Annotated in this window: 25 protein-coding genes; 13 read left to right on the forward strand and 12 right to left on the reverse strand. The window is 68.1% G+C overall.

What is annotated here, in order from left to right; all coding sequences use genetic code 11:
- The first annotated feature begins 39 nt into the window (after positions 1-39).
- Together ACK8HH_RS02415 and ACK8HH_RS02420 are read left to right on the forward strand one after the other, a co-directional pair.
- Positions 40-1,266: a cytochrome P450 gene (locus tag ACK8HH_RS02415; RefSeq protein WP_081598037.1), complete on the forward strand. Its 1,227-nt coding sequence runs from the start codon at positions 40-42 to the stop codon at positions 1,264-1,266.
- Complete coding sequence (locus ACK8HH_RS02420; protein ID WP_045537559.1) at positions 1,263-1,712, forward strand: nuclear transport factor 2 family protein; 450 nt, start codon at positions 1,263-1,265, stop codon at positions 1,710-1,712. The genes ACK8HH_RS02415 and ACK8HH_RS02420 overlap by 4 nt, the downstream gene beginning before the upstream one ends.
- Positions 1,713-2,218: 506 nt before the next feature.
- On the opposite strand, the gene ACK8HH_RS02425 is transcribed toward ACK8HH_RS02420, so the two are convergent.
- Positions 2,219-2,671, reverse strand: coding sequence for a DoxX family protein (locus tag ACK8HH_RS02425; RefSeq protein ID WP_062366242.1), 453 nt, complete (start codon positions 2,669-2,671; stop codon positions 2,219-2,221).
- A gap of 116 nt (positions 2,672-2,787) precedes the next feature.
- On the opposite strand from ACK8HH_RS02425, the gene ACK8HH_RS02430 reads away from it, so the two are divergent.
- Complete coding sequence (locus ACK8HH_RS02430; RefSeq protein WP_006894215.1) at positions 2,788-3,123, forward strand: winged helix-turn-helix transcriptional regulator; 336 nt, start codon at positions 2,788-2,790, stop codon at positions 3,121-3,123.
- Between the two features lie 16 nt (positions 3,124-3,139).
- On the opposite strand, the gene ACK8HH_RS02435 is transcribed toward ACK8HH_RS02430, so the two are convergent.
- Genes ACK8HH_RS02435 through ACK8HH_RS02445 form a run of 3 tightly spaced genes read right to left on the reverse strand, consistent with a single transcriptional unit; the run spans position 3,140 to position 6,388 of the window.
- Positions 3,140-4,309, reverse strand: coding sequence for a thiolase domain-containing protein (locus ACK8HH_RS02435; RefSeq protein WP_006894216.1), 1,170 nt, complete (start codon positions 4,307-4,309; stop codon positions 3,140-3,142).
- Positions 4,309-5,352 (reverse strand): thiolase domain-containing protein, encoded by a 1,044-nt coding sequence (locus ACK8HH_RS02440; protein WP_062366244.1) that lies wholly within the window; start codon positions 5,350-5,352, stop codon positions 4,309-4,311. Before ACK8HH_RS02440 ends, ACK8HH_RS02435 begins: the two co-directional genes overlap by 1 nt.
- 19 nt (positions 5,353-5,371) lie before the next feature.
- Positions 5,372-6,388 (reverse strand): Zn-ribbon domain-containing OB-fold protein, encoded by a 1,017-nt coding sequence (locus tag ACK8HH_RS02445; RefSeq protein ID WP_412475513.1) that lies wholly within the window; start codon positions 6,386-6,388, stop codon positions 5,372-5,374.
- 55 nt (positions 6,389-6,443) lie between these two features.
- Here ACK8HH_RS02445 and ACK8HH_RS02450 point away from each other — a divergent pair, with 55 nt between their 5' ends.
- Positions 6,444-7,478 carry an LLM class F420-dependent oxidoreductase gene (locus tag ACK8HH_RS02450; protein ID WP_412475514.1) on the forward strand — a complete coding sequence of 345 codons (1,035 nt, stop codon included), beginning with the start codon at positions 6,444-6,446 and terminating at the stop codon, positions 7,476-7,478.
- Between the two features lie 19 nt (positions 7,479-7,497).
- On the opposite strand, the gene ACK8HH_RS02455 is transcribed toward ACK8HH_RS02450, so the two are convergent.
- The 3 genes from ACK8HH_RS02455 to ACK8HH_RS02465 form a co-directional block, all read right to left on the reverse strand.
- Positions 7,498-7,989, reverse strand: coding sequence for a hypothetical protein (locus ACK8HH_RS02455; RefSeq protein ID WP_045537561.1), 492 nt, complete (start codon positions 7,987-7,989; stop codon positions 7,498-7,500).
- Between the two features lie 102 nt (positions 7,990-8,091).
- Positions 8,092-8,979, reverse strand: coding sequence for a class I SAM-dependent methyltransferase (locus ACK8HH_RS02460; RefSeq protein WP_412475515.1), 888 nt, complete (start codon positions 8,977-8,979; stop codon positions 8,092-8,094).
- A gap of 47 nt (positions 8,980-9,026) precedes the next feature.
- Entirely contained in the window at positions 9,027-9,845 is an 819-nt protein-coding gene (locus ACK8HH_RS02465) for a crotonase/enoyl-CoA hydratase family protein (RefSeq protein WP_006894224.1), read from the reverse strand.
- A 60-nt stretch (positions 9,846-9,905) separates the two neighbouring features.
- Between ACK8HH_RS02465 and ACK8HH_RS02470 the strand changes: the two genes are divergently transcribed.
- Both ACK8HH_RS02470 and ACK8HH_RS02475 read left to right on the forward strand, forming a co-directional pair.
- Positions 9,906-11,537 carry an acyl-CoA synthetase gene (locus tag ACK8HH_RS02470; protein ID WP_412475516.1) on the forward strand — a complete coding sequence of 544 codons (1,632 nt, stop codon included), beginning with the start codon at positions 9,906-9,908 and terminating at the stop codon, positions 11,535-11,537.
- A gap of 81 nt (positions 11,538-11,618) precedes the next feature.
- The gene (locus ACK8HH_RS02475) at positions 11,619-12,752 is read left to right on the forward strand and encodes an NAD(P)H-dependent flavin oxidoreductase (RefSeq protein ID WP_006894226.1); all 1,134 of its coding nucleotides are present in this window, start codon (positions 11,619-11,621) and stop codon (positions 12,750-12,752) included.
- A gap of 15 nt (positions 12,753-12,767) precedes the next feature.
- Here the strand turns inward: ACK8HH_RS02475 and ACK8HH_RS02480 are convergent, their stop codons facing one another.
- Positions 12,768-13,010 (reverse strand): type B 50S ribosomal protein L31, encoded by a 243-nt coding sequence (locus tag ACK8HH_RS02480; RefSeq protein WP_062366254.1) that lies wholly within the window; start codon positions 13,008-13,010, stop codon positions 12,768-12,770.
- The gene (gene mrf, locus ACK8HH_RS02485; protein ID WP_375002992.1) at positions 13,007-14,296 is read right to left on the reverse strand and encodes a ribosome hibernation factor-recruiting GTPase MRF; all 1,290 of its coding nucleotides are present in this window, start codon (positions 14,294-14,296) and stop codon (positions 13,007-13,009) included. The genes ACK8HH_RS02480 and mrf overlap by 4 nt, the downstream gene beginning before the upstream one ends.
- Before the next feature lie 100 nt (positions 14,297-14,396).
- Here mrf and rpmB point away from each other — a divergent pair, with 100 nt between their 5' ends.
- From rpmB to rpsR, 4 genes are read left to right on the forward strand one after another with little or no spacing between them, the layout of a single operon-like run.
- Positions 14,397-14,633, forward strand: coding sequence for a 50S ribosomal protein L28 (rpmB, locus tag ACK8HH_RS02490; protein ID WP_062366258.1), 237 nt, complete (start codon positions 14,397-14,399; stop codon positions 14,631-14,633).
- Complete coding sequence (gene rpmG / locus ACK8HH_RS02495; RefSeq protein ID WP_006894231.1) at positions 14,633-14,800, forward strand: 50S ribosomal protein L33; 168 nt, start codon at positions 14,633-14,635, stop codon at positions 14,798-14,800. Before rpmB ends, rpmG begins: the two co-directional genes overlap by 1 nt.
- Positions 14,800-15,105, forward strand: a complete 306-nt coding sequence (gene rpsN, locus ACK8HH_RS02500) for a 30S ribosomal protein S14 (RefSeq protein ID WP_062366260.1) — start codon at positions 14,800-14,802, stop codon at positions 15,103-15,105. Before rpmG ends, rpsN begins: the two co-directional genes overlap by 1 nt.
- A complete protein-coding gene (rpsR, locus tag ACK8HH_RS02505; protein WP_062366267.1) occupies positions 15,105-15,296 on the forward strand; it encodes a 30S ribosomal protein S18 in 192 nt (63 codons plus the stop codon). Before rpsN ends, rpsR begins: the two co-directional genes overlap by 1 nt.
- 3 nt (positions 15,297-15,299) lie before the next feature.
- On the opposite strand, the gene ACK8HH_RS02510 is transcribed toward rpsR, so the two are convergent.
- The 3 genes from ACK8HH_RS02510 to ACK8HH_RS02520 are packed head-to-tail and all read right to left on the reverse strand — an operon-like array spanning position 15,300 to position 19,141.
- Complete coding sequence (locus tag ACK8HH_RS02510; protein WP_062366268.1) at positions 15,300-16,814, reverse strand: AMP-binding protein; 1,515 nt, start codon at positions 16,812-16,814, stop codon at positions 15,300-15,302.
- Positions 16,815-16,818: 4 nt separating this feature from the next.
- Entirely contained in the window at positions 16,819-17,931 is a 1,113-nt protein-coding gene (locus ACK8HH_RS02515) for an acyl-CoA dehydrogenase family protein (protein WP_412475517.1), read from the reverse strand.
- 28 nt (positions 17,932-17,959) lie between these two features.
- On the reverse strand, positions 17,960-19,141 hold the full coding sequence (locus ACK8HH_RS02520; protein ID WP_006894237.1) for an acyl-CoA dehydrogenase family protein: 1,182 nt from the start codon (positions 19,139-19,141) through the stop codon (positions 17,960-17,962).
- A 123-nt stretch (positions 19,142-19,264) separates the two neighbouring features.
- On the opposite strand from ACK8HH_RS02520, the gene ACK8HH_RS02525 reads away from it, so the two are divergent.
- From ACK8HH_RS02525 to ACK8HH_RS02535, 3 genes are all read left to right on the forward strand, one after another.
- The gene (locus ACK8HH_RS02525; RefSeq protein ID WP_006894238.1) at positions 19,265-19,459 is read left to right on the forward strand and encodes a ferredoxin; all 195 of its coding nucleotides are present in this window, start codon (positions 19,265-19,267) and stop codon (positions 19,457-19,459) included.
- 82 nt (positions 19,460-19,541) lie between these two features.
- Positions 19,542-20,432 carry a 3-oxoacyl-ACP reductase gene (locus tag ACK8HH_RS02530; RefSeq protein WP_006894240.1) on the forward strand — a complete coding sequence of 297 codons (891 nt, stop codon included), beginning with the start codon at positions 19,542-19,544 and terminating at the stop codon, positions 20,430-20,432.
- A gap of 95 nt (positions 20,433-20,527) precedes the next feature.
- The gene (locus ACK8HH_RS02535; protein ID WP_006894241.1) at positions 20,528-21,292 is read left to right on the forward strand and encodes an MlaE family ABC transporter permease; all 765 of its coding nucleotides are present in this window, start codon (positions 20,528-20,530) and stop codon (positions 21,290-21,292) included.
- The last annotated feature ends 3 nt before the right edge of the window (positions 21,293-21,295 follow it).

The following is a 21,295-nucleotide window of genomic DNA, read 5'->3' on the forward strand; positions in this document are numbered from 1 at the left end:
CAGGCGCAGAGCGTTGAAGCGTCCGGCACGTGTCCGTTCATGCATCAGGAGGGGTGGGATTTCACGAACCCGGACCTCCTGGTCGAGGGTATTCCCGTCAAGGAGTTCGCCGAGCTCCGCAAGACCGCGCCGGTGTGGTGGAACGCTCAGCTGCCCGGCAAGGGCGGCGGCTTCCATGACGGCGGCTACTGGGCCGTCACCAAGCACGAGCACATCCGTGAGATCTCGAAGAACGCCGACGACTGGTCGGCGAACGAGAACGGCGTGATCATCCGCTTCGAGGACGACATGGACCCGGAGCAGCTCGAGGTCACGAAGACCCTGCTGATCAACCACGATCCGCCCGAGCACACGCGCCTGCGCAAGGTGGTCTCCCGTGCGTTCACGCCGAAGGCGGTCCACGCGCTGGAGGAGAAGCTCGACGCCGCCGCGCGAGAGATCGTTCAGAAGGCCGCGGACGAGGGCAAGGGCGACTTCGTCCACCAGGTCGCCGTCGACCTGCCTCTGCTGGCGATCGCCGATCTGCTCGGCGTGCCCGAAGTGGACCGGATGAAGCTATTCGACTGGTCGAACTCGATGATGAACGCCGATGACCCGGAGTTCACCACGGACCCGCTCACCGCGAACATGGAGATCCTCGGCTACGGCTACAACATGGCCGAGGAGCGCAAGAAGTGCCCGGCCGACGACATCGTCACGCAGCTGATCGAGGCCGACATCGACGGTCACGGTCTCACCGAGGCGGAGTTCGGCTTCTTCTTCATCCTGCTGACGGTCGCGGGCAACGAGACCACCCGCAACGCCATCACGCACGGTATGAACGCCTTCCTGGACAACCCGGATCAGTGGGAGCTGTTCAAGAAGGAGCGTCCGGCCACGGCGGTGGACGAGATCGTCCGGTGGGCGACTCCGGTCAACGTCTTCCAGCGCACGGCCAAGCACGACACCCAGGTCGGCGGCGTCGACATCAAGGCCGGTCAGCGCGTGGGCATGTTCTACGGTTCGGCGAACTACGACGAGGACGTCTTCGAGGATCCGTTCACGTTCAACATCCTGCGCGATCCGAACCCGCACGTCGGCTTCGGCGGCAACGGCACGCACTTCTGCATCGGCGCCAACCTGGCTCGCATGGAGATCAACCTGATGTTCAACGCGCTCGCCGACCTGGTGCCCGACATCACCAAGCTCGAGCAGCCGCGCCGGCTGCGTCACGGCTGGATCAACGGCATCAAGGAACTGCAGGTCGATTATGGGACGAAGTCTTGACCGACACCCAGAACTCTCCCGCGTATCTGAACATCGACCGCGCGAACCATCCGGCGGTACTCGCCGGGCGGCGCTCGCGGGAGGCCGTCGAAGCTCGTGACAAGGCGGCATGGCTGGCGAACTTCGCCGCGAACGGATCCGTCGAGGATCCGGTCGGCCCGTCGATGTTCGACGAGGAAGGGCGGGGTCATCGTGGCGCCGACGGGCTGTCGGCGTTCTGGGACAAGGCGATCGCACCGACCGAGAGCATCGACTTCCAGTTCGAGAAGGAGATCATCTGTGGTCGCGAGGTGGCCTACATCGGCACCATCGTCACCCGGATCGGCGGCCACATCTCCGAGGCCGAAGGCGTGTTCACTTACAAGGCGGACGAGAACGGAGACCTGGAGGCGCTCCGCGCGTTCTGGGAGGTCGAAGCGACGATGAAGTCGTTCCGGGCCCAGTAGGTCTGCGGATGCAGTAACGGGCGAAGAAGTCCCGGCGACCGAGATGGTCGCCGGGACTTCTTCATGTCGAGCCTCGCGGCTGCGCCCGACGGACCCGCGTCCGTCTCGATGCGCTCCGTCGCTCCGCTCCTGCGCTTACTCGACTGGCCCTGAGCGGTGCCCCAGGGCAGTCGAGTAGGACGAGGCGCTAGCCGAGGCCGTATCGAGGCTGACGCCCGTCTCGATGCGCTCCGTCGCTCCGCTCCTGCGCTTACTCGACTGCCCTGGCGGAACGGCCCGCTTACTCGGCTGGCTTGACGGAGCGACCCCCAGGGCAGTCGAGTAGGACGAGGCGCTAGCCGAGGACGTATCGAGGCTGACGCGGGGCCGTCTCGATGCGCTTCGTCGCTTCGCTCCTGCGCTTACTCGACTGGCCTTAGCGGTGCCCCAGGGCAGCCGAGTAGGACGAGGCGCTAGCCGAGGACGTATCGAGGCCGCCTCGATGCGCTGCTGGAATCAACGGCCGTTCAGCTGTCGGCGCCGACCTTCTCGGGGGCCTTGTCCGCGGAGACCGCCTTGAGGAGGTGGGTGTCGACGGCCAGCACTCCCTGCTTGACGAAACCGACGGCCAGCAGGCCGGCGATCAGGGCCAGGACCAGTTCGTAACCGCCGTCCGAGGCCCAGAAACCCGCGTCGATGTGGGCGATGAAGATCGCGCCGATCATGTCGACGATCAGGATCACCGACACCACCGGAACCGCGAGGCCCACGATCAGCAGGCCGCCTCCGATCAATTCGGCCAGCGCGGCGAGCCAGGCGCTCACACCGGGGACCGGCGCGCCCATCATCTCGAAGTTGGCCTTGACTCCGTCCATGCCGAACGTGAAGAACTTCTGCCAGCCGTGGGCGAAGAAGATGACGCCGAGGATGATCCGGGCGATGCTGACGGCCAGGCCCTGGCCCTGCTTGAAGTAGGTCATGGTCGAGGTGACTCCTTGTGGGATCGTTCTGTTCTCGCCCACCGAGATGTGTGGGGTCACCGGAATTCAATCACTTACTTTTCGTAAGCGCAAAAGGTCAGGGCTAGTATCGAGGTATGATCCCGTTCGACGTCTTCGCGAAGCAGTGCCCGTCCCGGGAGGTGTTCTCGCACGTCACCGGCCGCTGGGGAGCTCTCGTGCTGGGCAAGCTGAAGACCGTTCCGCAGCGTTTCTGTGAATTGCGTGAGCAGGTGGAGGGCATCAGCGACCGGATGCTGACGCAGACGTTGAAGACGCTGACGAACGACGGCCTCGTCGTGCGGACGATGTCCGACGAGAGGCCGTCGCACCCGGAGTACTCGCTGACCGACTCCGGGGTGGAGGTGGCGCGCGCGGTGCGCGCCCTGGTGGAGGCTGTTCAGAACAACATGCCCGCGCAGGCGTACGTCTGACGCCCGCGCGGCGCGGCTAGGGCTTGTCCGCGCCGAGAAGCCACATCGAGAAGTACTGTGAGCCGCCGCCATAGGCGTGGCCGAAGGCCTTGCGGACATCGGGCACCTGGTGATCGCCGCCCTTGCCCATCACCTGGATCGCAGCCTCAGCGCACCGGATCATGCCCGAGGCGCCGATCGGGTTCGACGACAGCACGCCGCCGGACGCGTTGACGGGGAGCTTCCCGCCGATCTCGGTCTCTCCCGCCTCGGTGAGCTTCCAGCCCTCGTACTCCGGCATGAAGCCGAGGTTCTCCAGCCACATCGGCTCGAACCAGGAGAAGGGCACGTAGATCTCGGCCGTGTCCACCTCTTCCAGCGGATTGGTGATCCCGGCGGCCTTCCACAGCGCGGCCGAGGCGTCGCGTCCGGCCTGCGGGCTGACCACATTGCGGTGCGAGTACGAGAGCGGCTCGGTGCGCATGGCGGTCGCGTGCACCCACGCCACGGGGCGTCCTTCGGCGATCGCATCGTCCGCGGATCGCTCGTCGCCGAGCACCACCGCGCACGCTCCGTCGGACGACGGGCACGTCTCGTCGAAACGGATCGGATCCCACAGCATCTGCGAGGCCATCACCTTCTCGACGGTGATATCGGGCTGGTGCAGATGCGCGAGCGGATTCTTCGCGCCGTTGCGGCGGTCCTTGGCGGCGACCATCGCGCCGATGTGCGCCGGCGCCTTCGAATTGTTGATGTAGGCGCGCACGTGCGGGGCGAAGAATCCGCCCGCGCCGGCACCGACCGGCATCGTGAACGGCACCGGGATCGAGAGCGCCCACATGGCGTTCGACTCCGACTGCTTCTCCCAGGAGACGGCCAGCACGCGTCCGTGGACGCCGCTGCTGACCAGGGAGGAGCCCACGATCGCGGTGGACGCTCCCACCGAGCCCGCGGTGTGCACGCGGATCAGTCGTTTGCCGACCGCGCCGATGGCCTCGGCCATCGCCAGCTCCGGCATCATCGAGCCCTCGAAGAGATCGGGTGCCTTGCCGATCACGATGGCGTCGATGTCGTCGATCGAGACGTGGGCGTCGGCGAGTGCACGGTCGATCGCCTCGCGGACCATGCCCGCCATCGTCACGTCGGTGCGCTTGGCGACGTACTTGGTCTGGCCGGTTCCGAGGACGGCGACGCGATTGCGGCCCATCAGTTCTCTCCTCCTGCGAGTGTGACGACCATGTTCTGCTGCAACAGCGGTCCGCTGGTCGCGTGAGCGACCGCGGTGCGCGCGTTGCCCGCGAGGATCTCGTGCGCGGCGTAGCCGATGCGCTGAAGACCCACGGAGAACAGGGCGTTTCCGGTCAGGGCGCCGCCCGACGGGTTGATTCTGGTGCGGGCGCCGAGCCCGAGTTCGCGCGCGACGATCAGTTCCTGATGCGTGTAGGTGGCGTGGATCTCGGCGACGTCCACATCGCGCGAGCGGTCGCCGAACGCGGTGTTCGCGGCGAGTTCGGTGGACGGCGACCGCGTCAGGTCGCGTGCACCGAAATTGGGTGTGTCGATGCGGTGATCCCAGCCGGTCACCCACGCCGGGTTCGCGACCAGCTCACGGGCGCGGGCCTCGGAGGCCAACACCACGGCGGCACCGGCATCGGCGTACGGCGCGATGTCGTGAGCGCGTAGCGGATCGGCGACGTAGTCGGCGGCCAGCAGTTCCTCGACCGAGGCTCCGGTGGTGCGCGCGGCGACCGCCGCCATGTCGGCCTCGGTCCAGGCGCCCGACTCCAGGCCTGCGCGAGCCTGCAGGCCCGCGAGCGACCGGGCGTCCGGCCACAGCGGAGCCACCGTGTAGGGGTCGGTCTGCATCGCGAGCGTACGGTCGGAGTCGCCGGCCGAGGCCTTGCCGAATCCGTAGGCCAGTGCGATGTCGACCTCGCCGGTCGCGATCTTGACCCACGCCTCGTACAGAGCCCAGGCTCCGTCCATCTCGACGTGCGACTCGTTGATCGGCGGAACGGCGCCGATGGCGTCGATCGCGGAGATGAAGGAGAACGCGCGGCCGGCCAGGTAGTCCGACGATCCACTGCACCAGAAGTCGATGTCGGTGCGGCTGATGCCCAGATCGGCGTACAGCTTCTGGAAACAGGGGATCAGCATCTCGACGCCGTTGGTGGTGCCGGTCGATGCGGGGTCGTTGGTACTGTGCGCGAATCCCACGACTGCGATGCGCGGGAGTGTGCTGTTGCTCATGTGAATAGCTCCTTCCCGCTCAGAGGTGATTCCGGTACGCGTCGAAGTCGGCGTCCGGTTCGCCGCTCGGGGCGAAGTGGCTGATATTGCGCATGGTGTAGTCCCATTCGCCCTCGGGACGCCACACGGCCTTGACCCGCATGCCCATGCGTACCTCTTCCGCGGGGCAGTCGAGGATCAGGTGCAGGAACGGAATGTCGGCGCCGTCGAGCAGCACGTAGGCGGCGACGTAGGGCGGCTTGATCTGCTGCCCCAGGAAGGGCACGTTCACGATGCAGAAAGTGGTGACGGTGCCGGTGTCGGGCAGCTCCACCCGCTCGACGGTCGGGCTGCCGTCGGCCGGGCTCACGTACCGGGGTGGGAAGTACACCTCGCCGGTACGCACCCGACCGCCGATGAGACGGCCCGCCTTGAGGCCCTCGAGGTACCAGCTCTCGGACTCCGCGGCCGAATGCATGATGTCGGTGGTGATCGGCGTGGTGATGATGACGTCGCCCGCGTCGTCGACGATCATCTCGCCGGTCGCCTCCGGTGCGGTCTCCGGTGTCTCACCCAGGCTGAAGTGGGCGATGTCGGTGATCGCTCCGCTGCGCGCCGCATGCCACACGGCGTGGACGCGTGCGCCGACGCTCATCTGCGACGGCTCGTCGGCGTCCACCACGTGCAGCAGCGCGGTGTCGGCGCCGTCGAGCCTGATGAGGGCGAAGGCGAACGGCCGGTCGAGGATCTGGCCGTCGAGCGGCTCCGGCTGCCAGGACCAGCTCTCGACCGTGCCGACCGGCGCGACCTCCACCAGCGAGGTCGTCGGCTCCCCGGAGGTGGGGTCGAACTCGGCGGGAGGAACCGTGACGCGGCCGTCGGAGCCGCGGCTTCCGACGATGCGGCCGTCGCGCAGGGCGAGGGCGAACTGCGACAGGACCGGTCCGAGCGAGCGTGTGTAGGCGAAGGTGTTGGTCAGCTTCGCGGACAGGATTCGTGACTCGGGTGCGGGGACCTGCACCTCGGGAGTCGGGTGGGTTGCACTATTGGACACCACCAAAGTAGAACACGTTCTAGTATGTGTCGCAAGGGTTCGACGGAAGGGTTCTCGCGTGAAACTTGGCCTACAACTGGGGTATTGGAGTGCGCAACCGCCGCTGGGCGTCCCGGAGATGTTGGTGGCCGCGGAGGAGTCGGGATTCGACTCGGTGTTCACCGCGGAGTCCTGGGGATCGGATGCGTACACCCCGCTGGCCTGGTGGGGAGCGGCCACCGCGACCCTGCGGCTCGGCACGGCGGTGGCCCAGCTGTCGGCCCGGCCGCCCACCACCCTGGCCATGGCGGCCTTGACCCTCGACCATCTCTCGGGCGGCAGGCACATCATCGGTCTCGGCGTCTCCGGGCCGCAGGTGGTGGAGGGCTGGTACGGGCAGTCGTTCGGCAAGCCGTTGGCGCGCACCCGCGAATACGTGCGGATCGTCCGCGACGTGCTGGCGCGCGAGGGCGCCGTGGTCAGCGACGGACCCCACTACCCGCTGCCGCGGCGGGAGGGCGAGGGGGTCACCGGTCTGGGGAAGTCGCTCAAGCCGATCACCCATCCGCTGCGCGCGGACATCCCGATCTGGCTGGGAGCCGAAGGTCCCAAGAACGTCGCGCAGACCGCCGAGATCGCCGACGGCTGGCTCGCGATCTTCTACACGCCGCGGCTCGCGGGCATGTACGACGAGTGGCTCGACGAGGGCTTCGCCCGTCCCGGCGCGCGCCGATCGCGTGCCGACTTCGAGATCTCGGCGACCGTTCAGTGTGTGATCACCGACGACGTCGCCGCGGCGATCGACCGCTATCGGCCGTCGACCGCGCTCTACGTCGGCGGGATGGGGGCGGCGGAGAAGAACTTTCACGCCGACCTCTATCGGCGTATGGGGTACGGCCAGGCGGTCGACGACATCGGCCGGCTGTTCCGGTCCGGCCGCAAGGAGGAGGCTCTGGCTGCGGTGCCCGACGAGATGGTCCGCGAGACGATGCTGGTCGGCACCGCCGACGAGGTGCGCGAACAGATCGGGTTGTGGGAGGCCGCAGGGGTCACCACGCTGATGGTGACCGCGCGCGATGTGCAGACCGTGCGAGCACTCGGCGAACTGGTCTAGCGACGCAGCGGCGAGCGGTTCAGGGCGCGACCACCACGCCGCCGCAGCTGCGCGCGGGTATCGCCCAGAGTGCGTTGCGGTTCACCGTGCTCAGCCGCAACTGCACTCTGCCGGGCCCGAAGGTGCTGCGGGGGAGGCTGAAGTTGTGCACCCCGGTGTTCGGCGGCCGCACCTGGCTGTGGTCGATCATCGTGCCCTTCCGCCCGGTCTGCAGGTTGTGCCAGTCCAGGCGGGCCACCGAGTCGTATCCGACCCCGATCCAGAGGCTGCCGTAGTCGATCTGGATATACGTGGTCCCGGCGTACTCGGCGACGATCGCGCGGAAGGGCCGGTAGGGCATGTCGACGATGTTCGGACTGACGTTGAGGCAGCCGTGGAGCGGGTACTCGCGTGTCACGGCGCCGGCGCTTCCCGCTCCGGCGAGAAGCGACGAGACGACGGCAGCGGCGGCGACCGCCGCGGCGAGGACACGGGTCCGGAGTGAACGACGATGTGTCGGCAGGGTGGGCATGAGCTTCTCCTCGGCGGGCTCGTCGCGTGGCTTCGTACCCGGTATGTCGACGCCGAGGGGGCGATCTGTTAGCCGGATCACAGAATCGGTGAGCCCCGGGCGTCAGGTCTCGCGGTCGGACGGGAACGAGACCTCGGCCACCACGACGTGGCCGTTCGCCAGTCTGCGCGGGTGCCGAGTCCGGACGCCGACGTCGTCGGCGATCGATTTCAGATCGCGATCGGAGACGACGGTGAACCCGAAATCCTCCAGCAGGTCGCGCATCGCCGCCGGTCTCCAGGCCGAGACATGGCGTTCCTCGCCCATCGGATCGGGCCGCCCGGCGATCGCGAAGACCGTCTTGAGCGCATAGTGCGCCGGACGGCTCACCGTGTGGCGTTGCGGATAGGTCGCTATCAGCTGAGATCCCGGAGCCGAGCATTCGGCGACGTCCGCGAGGGTGGCACGGACCTGGTCCGTCGTGAGATACGGCAGCACGCCCTCCCAGATCCACGTGGTGGGGAGTTCGGAGCGATGGCCGGCTGATTCCAGGGCGCCGGTGAGACTGTCGGTGCCGAACTCGACCGGGACGAAGGTGAGTTCCTCGGTGACCGGCTCCAGATTCCGGACGCGCCTGCGCTTGTCGGCCTGCGATGCGGGGCGGTCCACCTCGAAGACGGTGGTCTGCGGCAGCTTTCGCATCCGCCAGGCCCGGGCGTCCAGGCCCGCTCCGAGGACGACGAGTTGGCTGTGCCGCCGCTGGCGCACGGCGTCGTCGATCGCGACGGTGCGCGCCGCCAGGATCTCCACGGTCGCCGTCAGCAGTTCATAGGCCGGACGGTCACGCCAGTGTCTCGGGGCCGGCCCGCGTGCCGTCTCGACCTCTCTGCGCTCGTCGTCGTCGAGCAGGTCGATGGCGATGGGATCGCTGAACCGTCCGATCGCGATGCGCCCGTCCGCGACGGCGCGCGCCTGGCAGACCAGGACGGCGGTGCGGCTCGCTTTCGGCATGGCAACGACCGTAGGCCGGGACGGACCGATGGGCAACGCAGCCGCTCCTACTCGCCGGTGAACACCGGCTTCTCGCGGTTGGCGAAGGCGCGCGGGCCGATCTTGGCGTCCTTGGACGCGAAGACCTTGGCGCCGAGTTCGGCGTCGATCTTGAAGGCCTCCTCCTCGTGCAGGCCCTCGCTGTCGCGAATGGTCTTGAGGATGGCCTGGACTGCGAGCGGGCCGTTGGCCGCGATCTGGTCGGCGATCTCGAGAGCCTTGTCCAGCGCCGTGCCGTCCGGAACCACGTGGCCCACGAGTCCGTACTCCTTGGCCTCGGCGGCGGTGATGTGACGGCCGGTCAGGAGGATGTCGGCCGCCACGGTGTAGGGGATCTGGCGGACCAGCCGGACGGCGCTGCCGCCGAGCGGGAACAGGCCCCACTTGGCTTCGGAGACGCCGAACTTCGCGCTCTCGGCGGCGACGCGGATGTCGGTGCCCTGGAGGATCTCGGTTCCGCCGGCGATCGCCGGGCCCTCGACCGCGGCGATCAACGGCTTCGACAGCCGGCGTCCCTTGAGCAGTGCGGGGAGCCGCGTGAGGTCCCATCCGCCTTTCGCGAAGGAGTCGCCAGGTGCCGACTGGTTCATGGCCTTGAGGTCGGCGCCCGCGCAGAAGTAGCCGCCCGCTCCGGTCAGGATCGCGACCCGGATGTCCGGATCGTCGTCCACCTGGTCCCACGCCTGCTCCATGATCCGCATCATCGGACCCGACAGTGCGTTGCGCGCCTCGGGTCGGTTCATCGTCACGATCAGCACGTGGCCGCGCTTCTCGACGAGGCACTCCGGTGCGGCGGCGGTGGTGGCGGCAGCGCTTTCTGGGGACATGTTTCCTCCTGGCCCGACGTTTTCCTTGCCGCGAACAGTAACACGTTCTAGTTTTGACGCATGGCCTTCACTGTCGCGGACCTCTTCGAGCACGCTGTGGACCTCATGCCCGACCGCGTGGCGCTGGAATCGGGCGACCGCTCGCTGACCTACGCCGAGCTCGATCGCCGGGCCAACGCGCTAGCGCACCGGCTGCGGTCGCTCGGCGTGGCACCCGGCGACGCGGTGGGCCTGTACAGCAGAAACACCATCGAAGCAGTCGAGTCGATGATCGCGATCTTCAAGGCGCGGGCAGTGATGGTGAACGTCAACTACCGCTACGTGGAGAACGAGCTGAAGCACATCTTCACCGATTCGCAGATGACGGTGCTGATCCATGAGCGCCAGTACGCCGCGAAGGTCTGCAACGTGTTATCGAATGCGACCACCGACATCACCGCGCGCATCGTCGTCGAAGACGGATCCGACGCGCCTGCCGAGTGTTCGGACGCGGCCGGCGTCTCGGTCGTCGGATACGAGGCGGCGATCGCCGAGTCGTCGTCGGAACGCGATTTCGAGGAGCGGTCGGACGACGATCTCTACCTGCTCTACACGGGCGGCACGACGGGAAAGCCGAAGGGCGTCGTCTGGCGTCAGGAGGACGTGTGGCGGGTGCTCGGGGGCGGGATCGACTGGTACACCGGACGGCCTGTCGAGGACGAATGGGAGCACGCGCGGACCGGATCGCAGGGCGGCCAGCTGGTGCGCTTCCCGATTCCGCCGTTCATCCACGGCGGCAGCCAGTGGGCGGTGTTCCAGTCCCTGTTCGCCGGCGGGAAGGCGGTGGTCTACCCGGATTTCGACGCCGCCGAGGTGTGGAAGGCGGTGCAACGGCACGGTGTGAACGTCGTGTTCATCACTGGTGACGCGATGGGCCGGCCGATGATCGAAGAACTCGAGAAGGGTGGCTACGACACCTCGACGGTGGTGTCGGTGGCCTCGTCGGCGGCCCTGTTCTCGGCGTCGATCAAGGACCGCTACCTGGAGTGTCTGCCGAACGCGGTCATCGTCGACGCGATCGGATCGTCGGAGACCGGCTTCGGCGGCATGGGAGTGGCGGTGAAGGGTCAGAGCCGGGTAGGTGCGCCGACGGTGAAGGCCGACCCGAGCGCTCACGTCCTCGCCGAGGACGGTCGCCGTCTGGAGCCGGGCAGCGGGGAGGTGGGGCGCCTGGCGCGGTCGGGTCACATTCCGCTGCGCTACCACAACGATCCGGTCAAATCGGCCGAGACCTTCGTCGTCTACGACGGTGTCCGCTACTCCATGCCGGGCGACTTCGCGACCATCGAGGCCGACGGCACGATCACGATGCTCGGCCGCGGGTCGATGTCGATCAACACCGGCGGCGAGAAGGTCTTCCCCGAGGAGGTCGAGGCCGCGCTCAAGGGTCATCCGGACGTCTTCGACGCAGTCGTGGTGGGCGTGGCGGACGATCGCTTCGGTCAGCGGGTCGCGGCCGTGCTGCAGACCCGCGACGGGGTCCGGCCGGACCTGGTGACCCTCAACGAGGCCGTCCGCGCCGAACTCGCGGGGTACAAGTGCCCGCGGAGCGTCTGGTTCGTCGACGAGGTGAAGCGCTCACCCGCGGGCAAACCCGACTATCGGTGGGCGCGCGAGGTGACCGGCTCCCGCGAAGCCGACCACGCTCTCTGAACCCGTGACTCCCATCCCTTCTACGACCATCGCCTCTACGACCATCTCCTTTACACAATCTCTTCTACGACAAGGACATCGATGAAAACCCCATTGTGCGAGCGGTTCGGGATCGAATACCCGATCTTCGGCTTCACCCCCAGCGAGGAGGTGGCCGCCGCGATCAGCCGCGCGGGCGGCCTCGGCGTCCTGGGATGCGTGCGGTTCAACGAGCCGGATGAACTCGACGCGGTCCTGGAATGGATGCACGAGAACACCGACGGGAAGCCCTTCGGCGTCGACGTCGTGATGCCCGCCAAGATCCCCACCGAGGGATCCAAGATGGACCTCGACGCGATGATCCCGCCCGAGCACCGTGCGTTCGTCGAGCGGACGCTCGACGATCTCGGAGTGCCGCAGCTGCCGGACGGCGGCGATCGGGTGAACACCGGCGTGCTCGGCTGGCTGCACTCGGTCGCACGCTCGCATGTCGACATCGCGATGGAGCACACGCGCAAGTACGGGCAGATCAAGCTGATCGCCAATGCGCTCGGCTCGCCTCCCGAGGACGTCATCGGCATCGCGCACGACAACGGTGTGGCGGTCGCGGCGCTCGCGGGAGCGCGGGAGCATGCGCTGCACCACCTCGACGCCGGCGTCGACATCGTCATCGCGCAGGGCTATGAGGGCGGCGGGCACACCGGCGAGGTCACGTCGATGGTCCTCTGGCCGGAGTTGGTCGACGCCGCCGGTGAGGCTCCGGTGCTCGCCGCGGGCGGTGTGGGCAGCGGCAGGCAGATCGCCGCCGCCATCGCGCTCGGTGCGCAGGGCGTGTGGATGGGCACCTATTGGCTCACCGCCGCCGAGTACAACCTCGGCGCGCACAAGCCGGGCGAACCGTCGACCGTTCAGCAGGCACTGCTGGCCGCGACCTCGCGCGACACCGTCCGGCGTCGGATCTACTCGGGCAAGCCGGCGCGCCTGCTCAAGACGGCGTGGACCGACGCGTGGGACGCTCCCGGCGCCCCGGAACCGCTGCCGATGCCGCTGCAGAATCTCCTGGTGGGCGAGGCGCACGCGCGGATCTCGGCATCCGACGACCCGAAGGTGGTGGCGATGCCGGCCGGACAGATCGTCGGGCGCTGCAACGAGATCACCCCGGTGGAGAAACTGATCGACGGACTGGTCTCGGAGTACCGCGAAGCGGTCGCGAGGATGAACGCCACCCTGGACTGAGCGTCCGGGTCGGCTCTACAGCCCGTACCGCCGCTTGAACCGTTCGACGCGGCCCTCGGCGTCCACCAGACGCTGGGTGCCGGTCCAGAACGGATGGGAATCGCTCGTCACATCGACGGTGATCAGCGGGTAGACCTCGCCGTCCTCCCACTCGACGGTCGCGTCCGAGGCGGCCGTCGATCGGGTGAGGAAACTCGTGCCGGTGGTCGCGTCGCGGAATACGACGTGGCGGTACTCGGGGTGGATTCCGGGCTTCATCGGTTCTCTCCTTCGGTCTGGTCCACGGTGGCGGACCGGTCGGTGGTCTCGAGGTCGTCGCACGGGTCGCGATGGTCGGTGCCGAACGGGGACGGCAGGTTCGCCAGGGCCCGCGGCCCAGCGGCCAGTTCGTCATCGGTGACGAGCGCCGCGTCGAAGGCGGCGCGGATCTCGTCGGGCGCGGCCCGATGGCACAGGACGACGATGCTGGTGTGGCGATCACCGTGCACGTCGTCCCAGTAGAACGCCGCCGTCGCGGACTGCTGCGGATCCGCGGCGGCCGCGGGATCGGTGGCCAGCCAGGTGCCGACGCGGCGGATGCCCAGGGCGCCGCCGGCCGAGTCGAGCCACAGCACGTCGTTCGGATTCGCCGCGATCCACAGCCGACCCTGCGCGGTCACGACGCCGTCGAGCAAGGCGTCGAGCGCCACGTGCAGCCGCTCAGGGTGGAACGGGCGCGTCGCTTCGATCGTCATCAGCTCCACGCCGCAGTCGGCGGTGAGGTCCGGTCGTCCCGACAGCAGGGGATCGAACGGGCGGCGCGGGCGTCCGTGAGGTGACTCCGCCGTGCCGGAGGCGAGCGCCCGCGCCATCAGTGCGGCGTCGAGCGGCTGCCTGCTGTTGAGCGTGCGCATTCCCGCGGCCGGCGCCAACCGGACGAGCACGGCGTGCAGTCGTGCGAGCTCCCATGCACCCGCGGCCGAGTCGGCGCGCTCCACGATCACGGTGTCGGCGAATCGCACCTGCCCGACGGCCACCTGTGCGAGGGTGCGCTCGTCCTCGGCGGCCGAGAGTCCCGCCTCAGCGAGCGTGAGATCGCCGGTGGCGTCGGCGAGCCACCGTGCCGCGTCGACGCCGCAGACGGTGTGGCTCAGGCACACGTCGTCGCCCGCGGGGGCGGGTGGCAGCCCCGGCACGTGCACGACCGTCTGGTGGACCTCGAGCGCGACGTTCTCCGGTTCCGCCACCGGATCGAGAACCACCACGATCCGGGACACCTGCGTCTCGCGGTGCAGGGTGCGCAGGAGCGGGAGGAGATCGAGTCGGAGTGTGCACGACACGCATCCGTGTTCCAGGTCGATGTCGTCGAGACTGAACTCGTCGTGGCCGTCGGTGTCGATCCGATGCACGGTTCGCGTGACGCGGCCGCGCTCGACGTCACGCAGATCGTGGCTCACCACCGCGGTCCCGGGAGTGGCCAGGGTGTGGGCGATTCTGGCGGAGATAGTGCGATCGAGGCCGGTGACCAGGGTCAACGGTGTTCTGTGCGAACGTTCCTGCGGCATCTCGACTCATTCCTTACTTGTAATGGTTTTCATTAATTTCGGATTTCACTGTACCGTCATCGGCGAAATTAATGCGAATCGTTGTCAGTAAGGAGGCTTCATGTCAGCGAGATGCCAGGTGACGGGGGCGGTACCCGGATTCGGGAAGTCGGTGTCTCACTCGCACCGTCGGACGTCGCGTCAATGGCAGCCCAATCTGTTCCGGAAGACGTACTGGGTGCCCAGTCTGGGTCGCCGGGTGACGTTGCGGGTCAGCGCCAAGGGGATCAAGGAGATCGATCGGGACGGGATCGATGCGGTCGTCGGTCGCATCCGGCGGCGAGGGGAGCGGGTCTGATGGCGAGCAGCACTGATCTGCGGCCGGTGATCAAGCTCCGGTCGACGGCCGGTACCGGATACACGTACGTGACGCGCAAGAACCGCAGGAACGACCCCGATCGTCTCGTCCTGCGCAAATACGACCCGATCGTGCGGCGGCACGTGGATTTCAAGGAGGACCGCTGATGGCGAAGAAGTCGAAGATCGTCCGTGACGGGCAGCGGCGCGCGGTGGTCGAGCGGTACGCCGAGCGGCGGGCCGAGCTGAAGCGGATCGTCGTCGATGCGAGCGCCGAGCCCGCGGCCCGCCGGGCGGCTCAGGCGGAGTTGTCGAAGCAGCCGCGCGACGCCAGCGCCACCCGGCTGCGCAATCGTGACGCGGTCGACGGCCGGCCGCGCGGCTACCTCCGCAAAGCGGGAGTGTCGCGCATCAGATTCCGTGAGATGGCGCACCGCGGCGAGCTGCCCGGCATTCAGAAGGCGAGCTGGTGATGCGTGAGGTGAAACGGCGTACCGCCGGTCCGAACCTGACCTTCGACTACAAGGACACGCAGACGCTCAGGCGCTTCCTGACCGACCGCGGCCGCATCCGGAAGCGATCGGTCACCGGCTTGTCCGTGCAGCAGCAACGCCGCCTCGCGGTCGCGGTGCGGAATGCGCGGGAGATGGCGCTGCTGCCCTGACGCTCAGCCGGCCAGGCGCCAGGTCGGCTCGCCGAGCGACGCGGCGAGGGCGGCGCGGGCGGTCTTGAAGGTCGCGGTCTCGGGCTGCGAATCGGTGAGCCAGACCAGGGTCGGCCACTGCTTCGGCCCGAGATCGGTCTGCGCCTTCAAGAACTCCACCAGCGACTCCCGCGTCAGTCCCGGTGCCACCAGCACGGCACCGACGGCGTCGCCGATGTCGTCGGGGACGCCCAGCACGGTGGCGTCGGCTATCAACCGATGGCGCAGCAGGATCTGCTCGATGGGACGGGTACCGAGATTCTCGCCGTCCACCCGCAGCCAGTCGCCGAGACGGCCGGCGAAGTGCACGTACCCGTCGTCATCCACCCATCCCAGATCTCCGGTGCGGTACACGCCGCCGCGCAGGCGCTGCGCCGTCGCCTCCTCATCGCCGTAATAGCCGTCGAAGAGTCCGGCACCGGCGGTGTTGACGATCTCGCCGATCCGTCCGGCGGCGACGGGTTCGAGTGTGTCCGGGTCGACGACGGCGTTCGGGGCGGTGAGCGGCCCGAGCGCATCGTCCGGGGTGTCCGCGGTGCGGGTGATCGAGACACCGCCCTCGGTGGACCCGAAACCGTCGACCACGCGCGCGCCGAACCGGCGCGCGAACTCGGTGCGATCGGCGGCCCCGGCCTCGTTTCCGTACACCAGGCGGAGGGTGCTGCGGGCGTCGTCGTCGCGCTCGGGCGTGGCCAGGACATAGCGCAGCGGCTTGCCGACGTAGTTCGCGTAGGTGACACCGTACCGACGCACGTCCTCGCAGAACCCGGTCGCCGAGAACTTCCTGCGAAGGACGATCGACGCGCCGGCGGCCACCGCCACCGACCATCCGGCGATCAGCGAATTGGAGTGGAACATCGGCATCGACAGGTAGGCGACGTCGTCGGGTCCGAGTCCGAAACGCTGCGCCAGCATCACTCCCGGCGCACCGAACTTGCGCTGACTGCAGCGCACGGCCTTGGGGTCGCCCGTAGTGCCGGAGGTGAAGATGAGCATCACCAGATCGTCGGGTCGCACGGGCGCCGGTGCGAACCCGTCGGACGACGCCGCGGAGACCGTCTCGGCCCACTCGGCGCCGTCGACGTTGAGCACCGGGACCGGGAGATCCGCCGGAATCAGCTCGGCCGTCTCGTCCGAGACGATCACGATCTGACAGTCCGCCCGGGCCACGTCCGCGGCCAGCGCCGCACCCCGGCGCGTGCTGTTGAGCCCGACGAGGACGAACGCGCCTAGTGCGGCCGCTCCGAACAGGAAGCTGAACTCGGGGACGTTCGGCAGCAGCACGCCGACGTGCGGAGGACGGACGGGATCGAGTCGTTCGCGCAGCGCCGCAGCACGTTTCCTGGTCGCAGTGAAGTGATCGCGCCACGGGGTGAACCCGCCCTCGAAATGCATCCCGCGGTCGGTGACCTCCGACAGCGAGGCGTAGAGGTCCGACAGGCAGCGGGCGTCGGTGACGGCGGCGGGCGGCGCGGTCACCGAATCACCGCGTCGCCGTCAGCAGGTCGCCGAGTTCGGCGAGCACCACCGGGGCGCTGCCCAGCGTGAATTCGTTCTGCTTGGCGCGCAGGAAGTACCGGTGCACCGGGTGGCTGGTGTCCAGACCGACGCCACCGTGCACGTGAACCGTGGTGTGGGCGACGCGGTGTCCGGCTTCGGCCGCCCAGAACTTGGCGGTGTCGACCGCGGCGGTGGCCCCGTCGGCGTCGGTGTCGGCGAGTCCCGACAGCAGCCAGGCGGCCTGCAGCACGCTCAGCGTGAGTGCCTGGACATCGATGTAACCGTCGGCGAGGCGCGCGGCCACGGCCTGGAACGAACCGATCGGCCTTCCGAACTGCTCTCGTTCGCGTGCGTAACGGGCGGTGGCGTCGAGGGCTCCGGCGATCACGCCGGCCTGGTCCGCGCTGACGGCCAGCCGCAGCAGGTCGAGTGCTCGATCGACGGTGGCGGCGCCGCCGTCGAGGATCTCGTCGGCCGCCACCTCCACCGCGTCGAACTCGACGAGATAGGTCGGGGTGAGACCGGTCGTGACGGTCTCGGTGATGCGCACGCCGGACCGGTCCGCGGGTACGACGGCGATCAGCGGCCCGCCCGCGCTCGCGGCGGTGACGAGGAGGGTGTCCGCGGCCGCCGCGTAGGGGACGTTGACTTTGGAACCGGTGAGAGCCGAGCCGTCGAATGCGGTGAGCCCGTCGACGGGTCCGTAGGCGCCGTCCTCCTCGACCGCGGCGGTCAGCACCTGCTCGCCGGAGACGGCCCGCGGCAGCAGTTCGGATCGGAGCCGGTCGCTCGCGTGCGCGCAGAGCAGCGGAACGCCGGCCACCGCGTGCGGACCGAACGGCACTCGGGCCAGGCCGCGGCCCAGTTCGGTGGCCACCGCGGTGGTCTCCAACGTGGTGAGACCGGCGCCGTCGACGGCCTCGGGTGCGGCCAGGCCGAGGAGGCCGGCCGCGGCGATCTCGGTCCAGAGCCGCCGGTCGATCGGCGCGCGATCGCTCTCGAGTTCGGCGACCCGCTCGGCGGGGCTGAGCCGGTCGACGATGTCGGACGTCAGCTTGGCGAGGTCGGTCGCAGCTTCGGTGGGGTTGAAGTCCATGGGTTCGTCCTTTGAGTACGGCGGCGGTTCAGCGGCGGGCCGGCGGGAGCTTCAATGCGAGCATGCCGATGATGTCGCGCTGGATCTCGTTGGTGCCGCCGCCGAAGGTGAGGATCAGGGAGGTGCGCGCGAAGCGCTCCAGCCGGCCGAGCAGATGTGCTCCCGGACTGCCCTGCCGCAGTGTGGCGGCGGGTCCGACCACCTCCATCAGCAACCGGTAGGCCTCGGTGGCGAACTCGGTGCCGAACACCTTCGTCGCCGAGGCGTCGGCGGGCGACGGCGAGCCGCCCGAGGCGGCGATCGACGCGATCTTCCAGTTCACGAGCTTGAGGAACTCGACCTTGGCGTGGACACGTGCGAGGTTGGCCCGGACCCAGGCTTGATCGGCCGGCCGCCGACCGTCGGTCTCCGCGGTGGCGAACGCCAGCGTCTCCCGCAGTGCGGTCTGGATGGGGGCGGCACTGCACAGCGCCACCCGCTCATGGTTGAGCTGGTTGGTCACCAGGCTCCATCCGCCGCCCTCTTCGCCGACGCGATTCGTGACCGGAACGCGTACGTCCTGGTAATAGGTGGCGCTGGTGTCGACGCCCGCCATCGTGTGGACCGGGGTGTACGAGAAGCCCTCGGCGGTGGTCGGCACGATCACCATCGAGATCCCCTTGTGCTTGCTCGCCTCCGGATCGGTGCGGCAGGCCAGCCAGACGTAATCGGCGTAGGGGATCAGCGAGGTCCACATCTTCTGCCCGTTGATGACGTACTCGTCGCCGTCCCGGACCGCGGTGGTGCGCAGCGCTGCCAGGTCGGTGCCCGCACCGGGCTCGGAGTAGCCGATCGAGAAGTGCAGGTCGCCGGCCGCGATCTTCGGCAGAAAGAACTTCTTCTGTTCGTCGGTGCCGAAGTGCATGATCGTCGGCGCCACCGAATTGATCGTCAAGAACGGGACGGGGGCGCCCGCGATTGCCGCCTCGTCGGTGAAGATCAGCTGATCCATCATCGAGCGGTCGGCTCCGCCGTACTCGGTGGGCCAGCCCAGCGCGAGCCAGCCGTCCCGCCCCATCTGGCGGACGACGTCCCGGTAGGCATCGCCTTCTCCGAGTTCTCCGTCACCGCCGGTGAGTGCGGCTCGGCGCTCCGGCGTCATCAAGGCGTCGAAGTAGGCGCGAAGTTCGCTCCTGAGCTGCTCTTGTTCCTGCGTGTAGGCGATCCGCATGGCTCTCCCGCCGTTGCTGTTTCCCAATCGGGGCGCAATACTGCTTCCCTAGTATTGAAACACGTTCTAACGTGTAGGACGCGAGCCCGTCAACTGTTCGGGCTGCAAGCGGAGGAGGAATAGATGCACATCAAATGCGACTTCGATCTGTGCGAGTCGAACGCTGTCTGCGTCGGTATGGCACCCGACGTCTTCGAGCTCGACGACAACGACTACCTGGTGATTCTGCAGGACGACGTGGCCGAGACCCGGCGCGAGGAGATGCGTCAGGTGGTCGCCAGCTGCCCCCGCTCGGCACTGTCCATCGTCGACGACTGACAACACTCATTTCCCGAGCGAGTGGATGCTCGAAGGGATCTGTGTTAGAACAAGTTCTAGTTTTCGCGTCGAAGGGATAGAAGTGAGTCAGTCGTTGGACGGTCGGGTAGCAGTCGTCACCGGTGCGGGTGCGGGTCTGGGGCGTGCGGAGGCGATCGGTCTCGCGCGCGACGGGGCCACCGTCATCGTGAACGACCTTCAGTCGGCGCTCGACTCCAGCGACGTCTTCGACGAGATCGCCGGTGTGGGCGGCAAGGCGGTTCCGGTGGCAGGCGACATCGCCGACTCGGCCACCGCGGCCGAGATCATGCGTGTCGCGACGCAGGACCTCGGCGGTCTGCACGTCGTCATGAACAACGCGGGCATCACCCGCGACGCCATGCTCTTCAACATGACCGATGAGCAGTGGGATCTGGTGCAGCGCGTCCACCTGCGGGGTCACTTCCTGCTCAACCGGAACGCCGCCGCACACTGGCGCGCCGAGTCCAAGGCCTCCGGTGCGCCCGTGTACGGCCGCCTGATCAACACATCGTCGGAAGCGGCGCTACTCGGTGGCGCCGGCCAGGCGAACTACTCCGCGGCGAAGGCCGGCATCTCGATGCTGACGGTCTCCGCGAGCCGCGCACTGGCCCGCTACGGCGCCACCGCCAATGCGATCTGTCCCCGTGCGCGCACGGCGATGACCGCGGACGTCTTCGGTGCAGCCCCCGAGGACGCCGTCGACCCGCTGTCGCCCGAGCATGTGGTGACCCTGGTCCGCTACCTCGCCGGTCCCTCGGCGCAGAATGTCTCCGGACAGGTCTTCGTGGTCTACGGCCCCAAGGTCAGTCTGATGGCCGCTCCCAAAGTGCAAGAGGTCTTCGCCGCGGACGGCGACCAGTGGTCGCCCGAGGCGCTCGGCGACGTCGTCTCGGCGTACTTCGCCGAGCCGGAGAAGGTCGGCACATTCTCGGCCTCGGATTTGATGGACTAGCACACCTCTCTTTAGAGTGTGTCGGCTCGGCTTGTAACGCAGAGCACAATTTTCGTACGTGATAGGTTGCCAGCATCGGAGCGGGAGGAGGGGCCTTGACGAGCAGACTCGCTGCCCCGATGAACGGCGTGGGAGAGTTCGTCTCCCTGGGTGTGGAATCCGCCCGTGAGCTTTTTCGACGTCCTTTTCAGTGGCGTGAGACCGTCGAGCAGTCGTGGGCCATCGCCCGCGTCTCACTCGTGCCCACCCTGCTGGTCGCGATCCCGTTCACGGTGCTGGTGAGCTTCACGCTCAACATCCTGCTCCGGGAGATCGGTGCGCAGGACCTCTCCGGCGCCGGTGCCGCGCTCGGAACGATCACCCAGATCGGCCCGATCGTCACGGTGCTCATCGTCGCCGGTGCCGGCGCCACCGCGATCTGCGCCGACCTCGGTGCGCGCACGATCCGTGAGGAGATCGACGCGCTCGAGGTGCTCGGCATCAACCCCGTCCACCGGCTGGTGGTGCCGCGCATCATCGCCTCGACCGGGGTGGCGCTGCTGCTCAACAGCCTGGTGTGCACCATCGGCATCGCGGGCGGCTTCATCTTCTCCGTATATCTGCAGGACGTGAATCCCGGCGCCTTCATCGCCAACCTCACGCTGCTCACCGGTCTCGGGGAACTGGTGATCTCCATGATCAAGGCCGCGCTCTTCGGCCTGTTCGCCGGACTGGTGGGCTGCTACCGCGGCCTCAACGTCAAGGGCGGAGCGAAGGGCGTCGGTGACGCCGTCAATGAGACCGTCGTCTACTCGTTCATGGCGCTGTTCGTCGTGAACGTGGTCGTCACCGCGGTCGGTCTCAAGGCGACGATGGGATAATTG

Origin of the sequence: Gordonia sp. LUNF6 (genome assembly GCF_047041125.1) — a bacterium.
Lineage (GTDB): Bacteria > Actinomycetota > Actinomycetes > Mycobacteriales > Mycobacteriaceae > Gordonia > Gordonia sihwensis.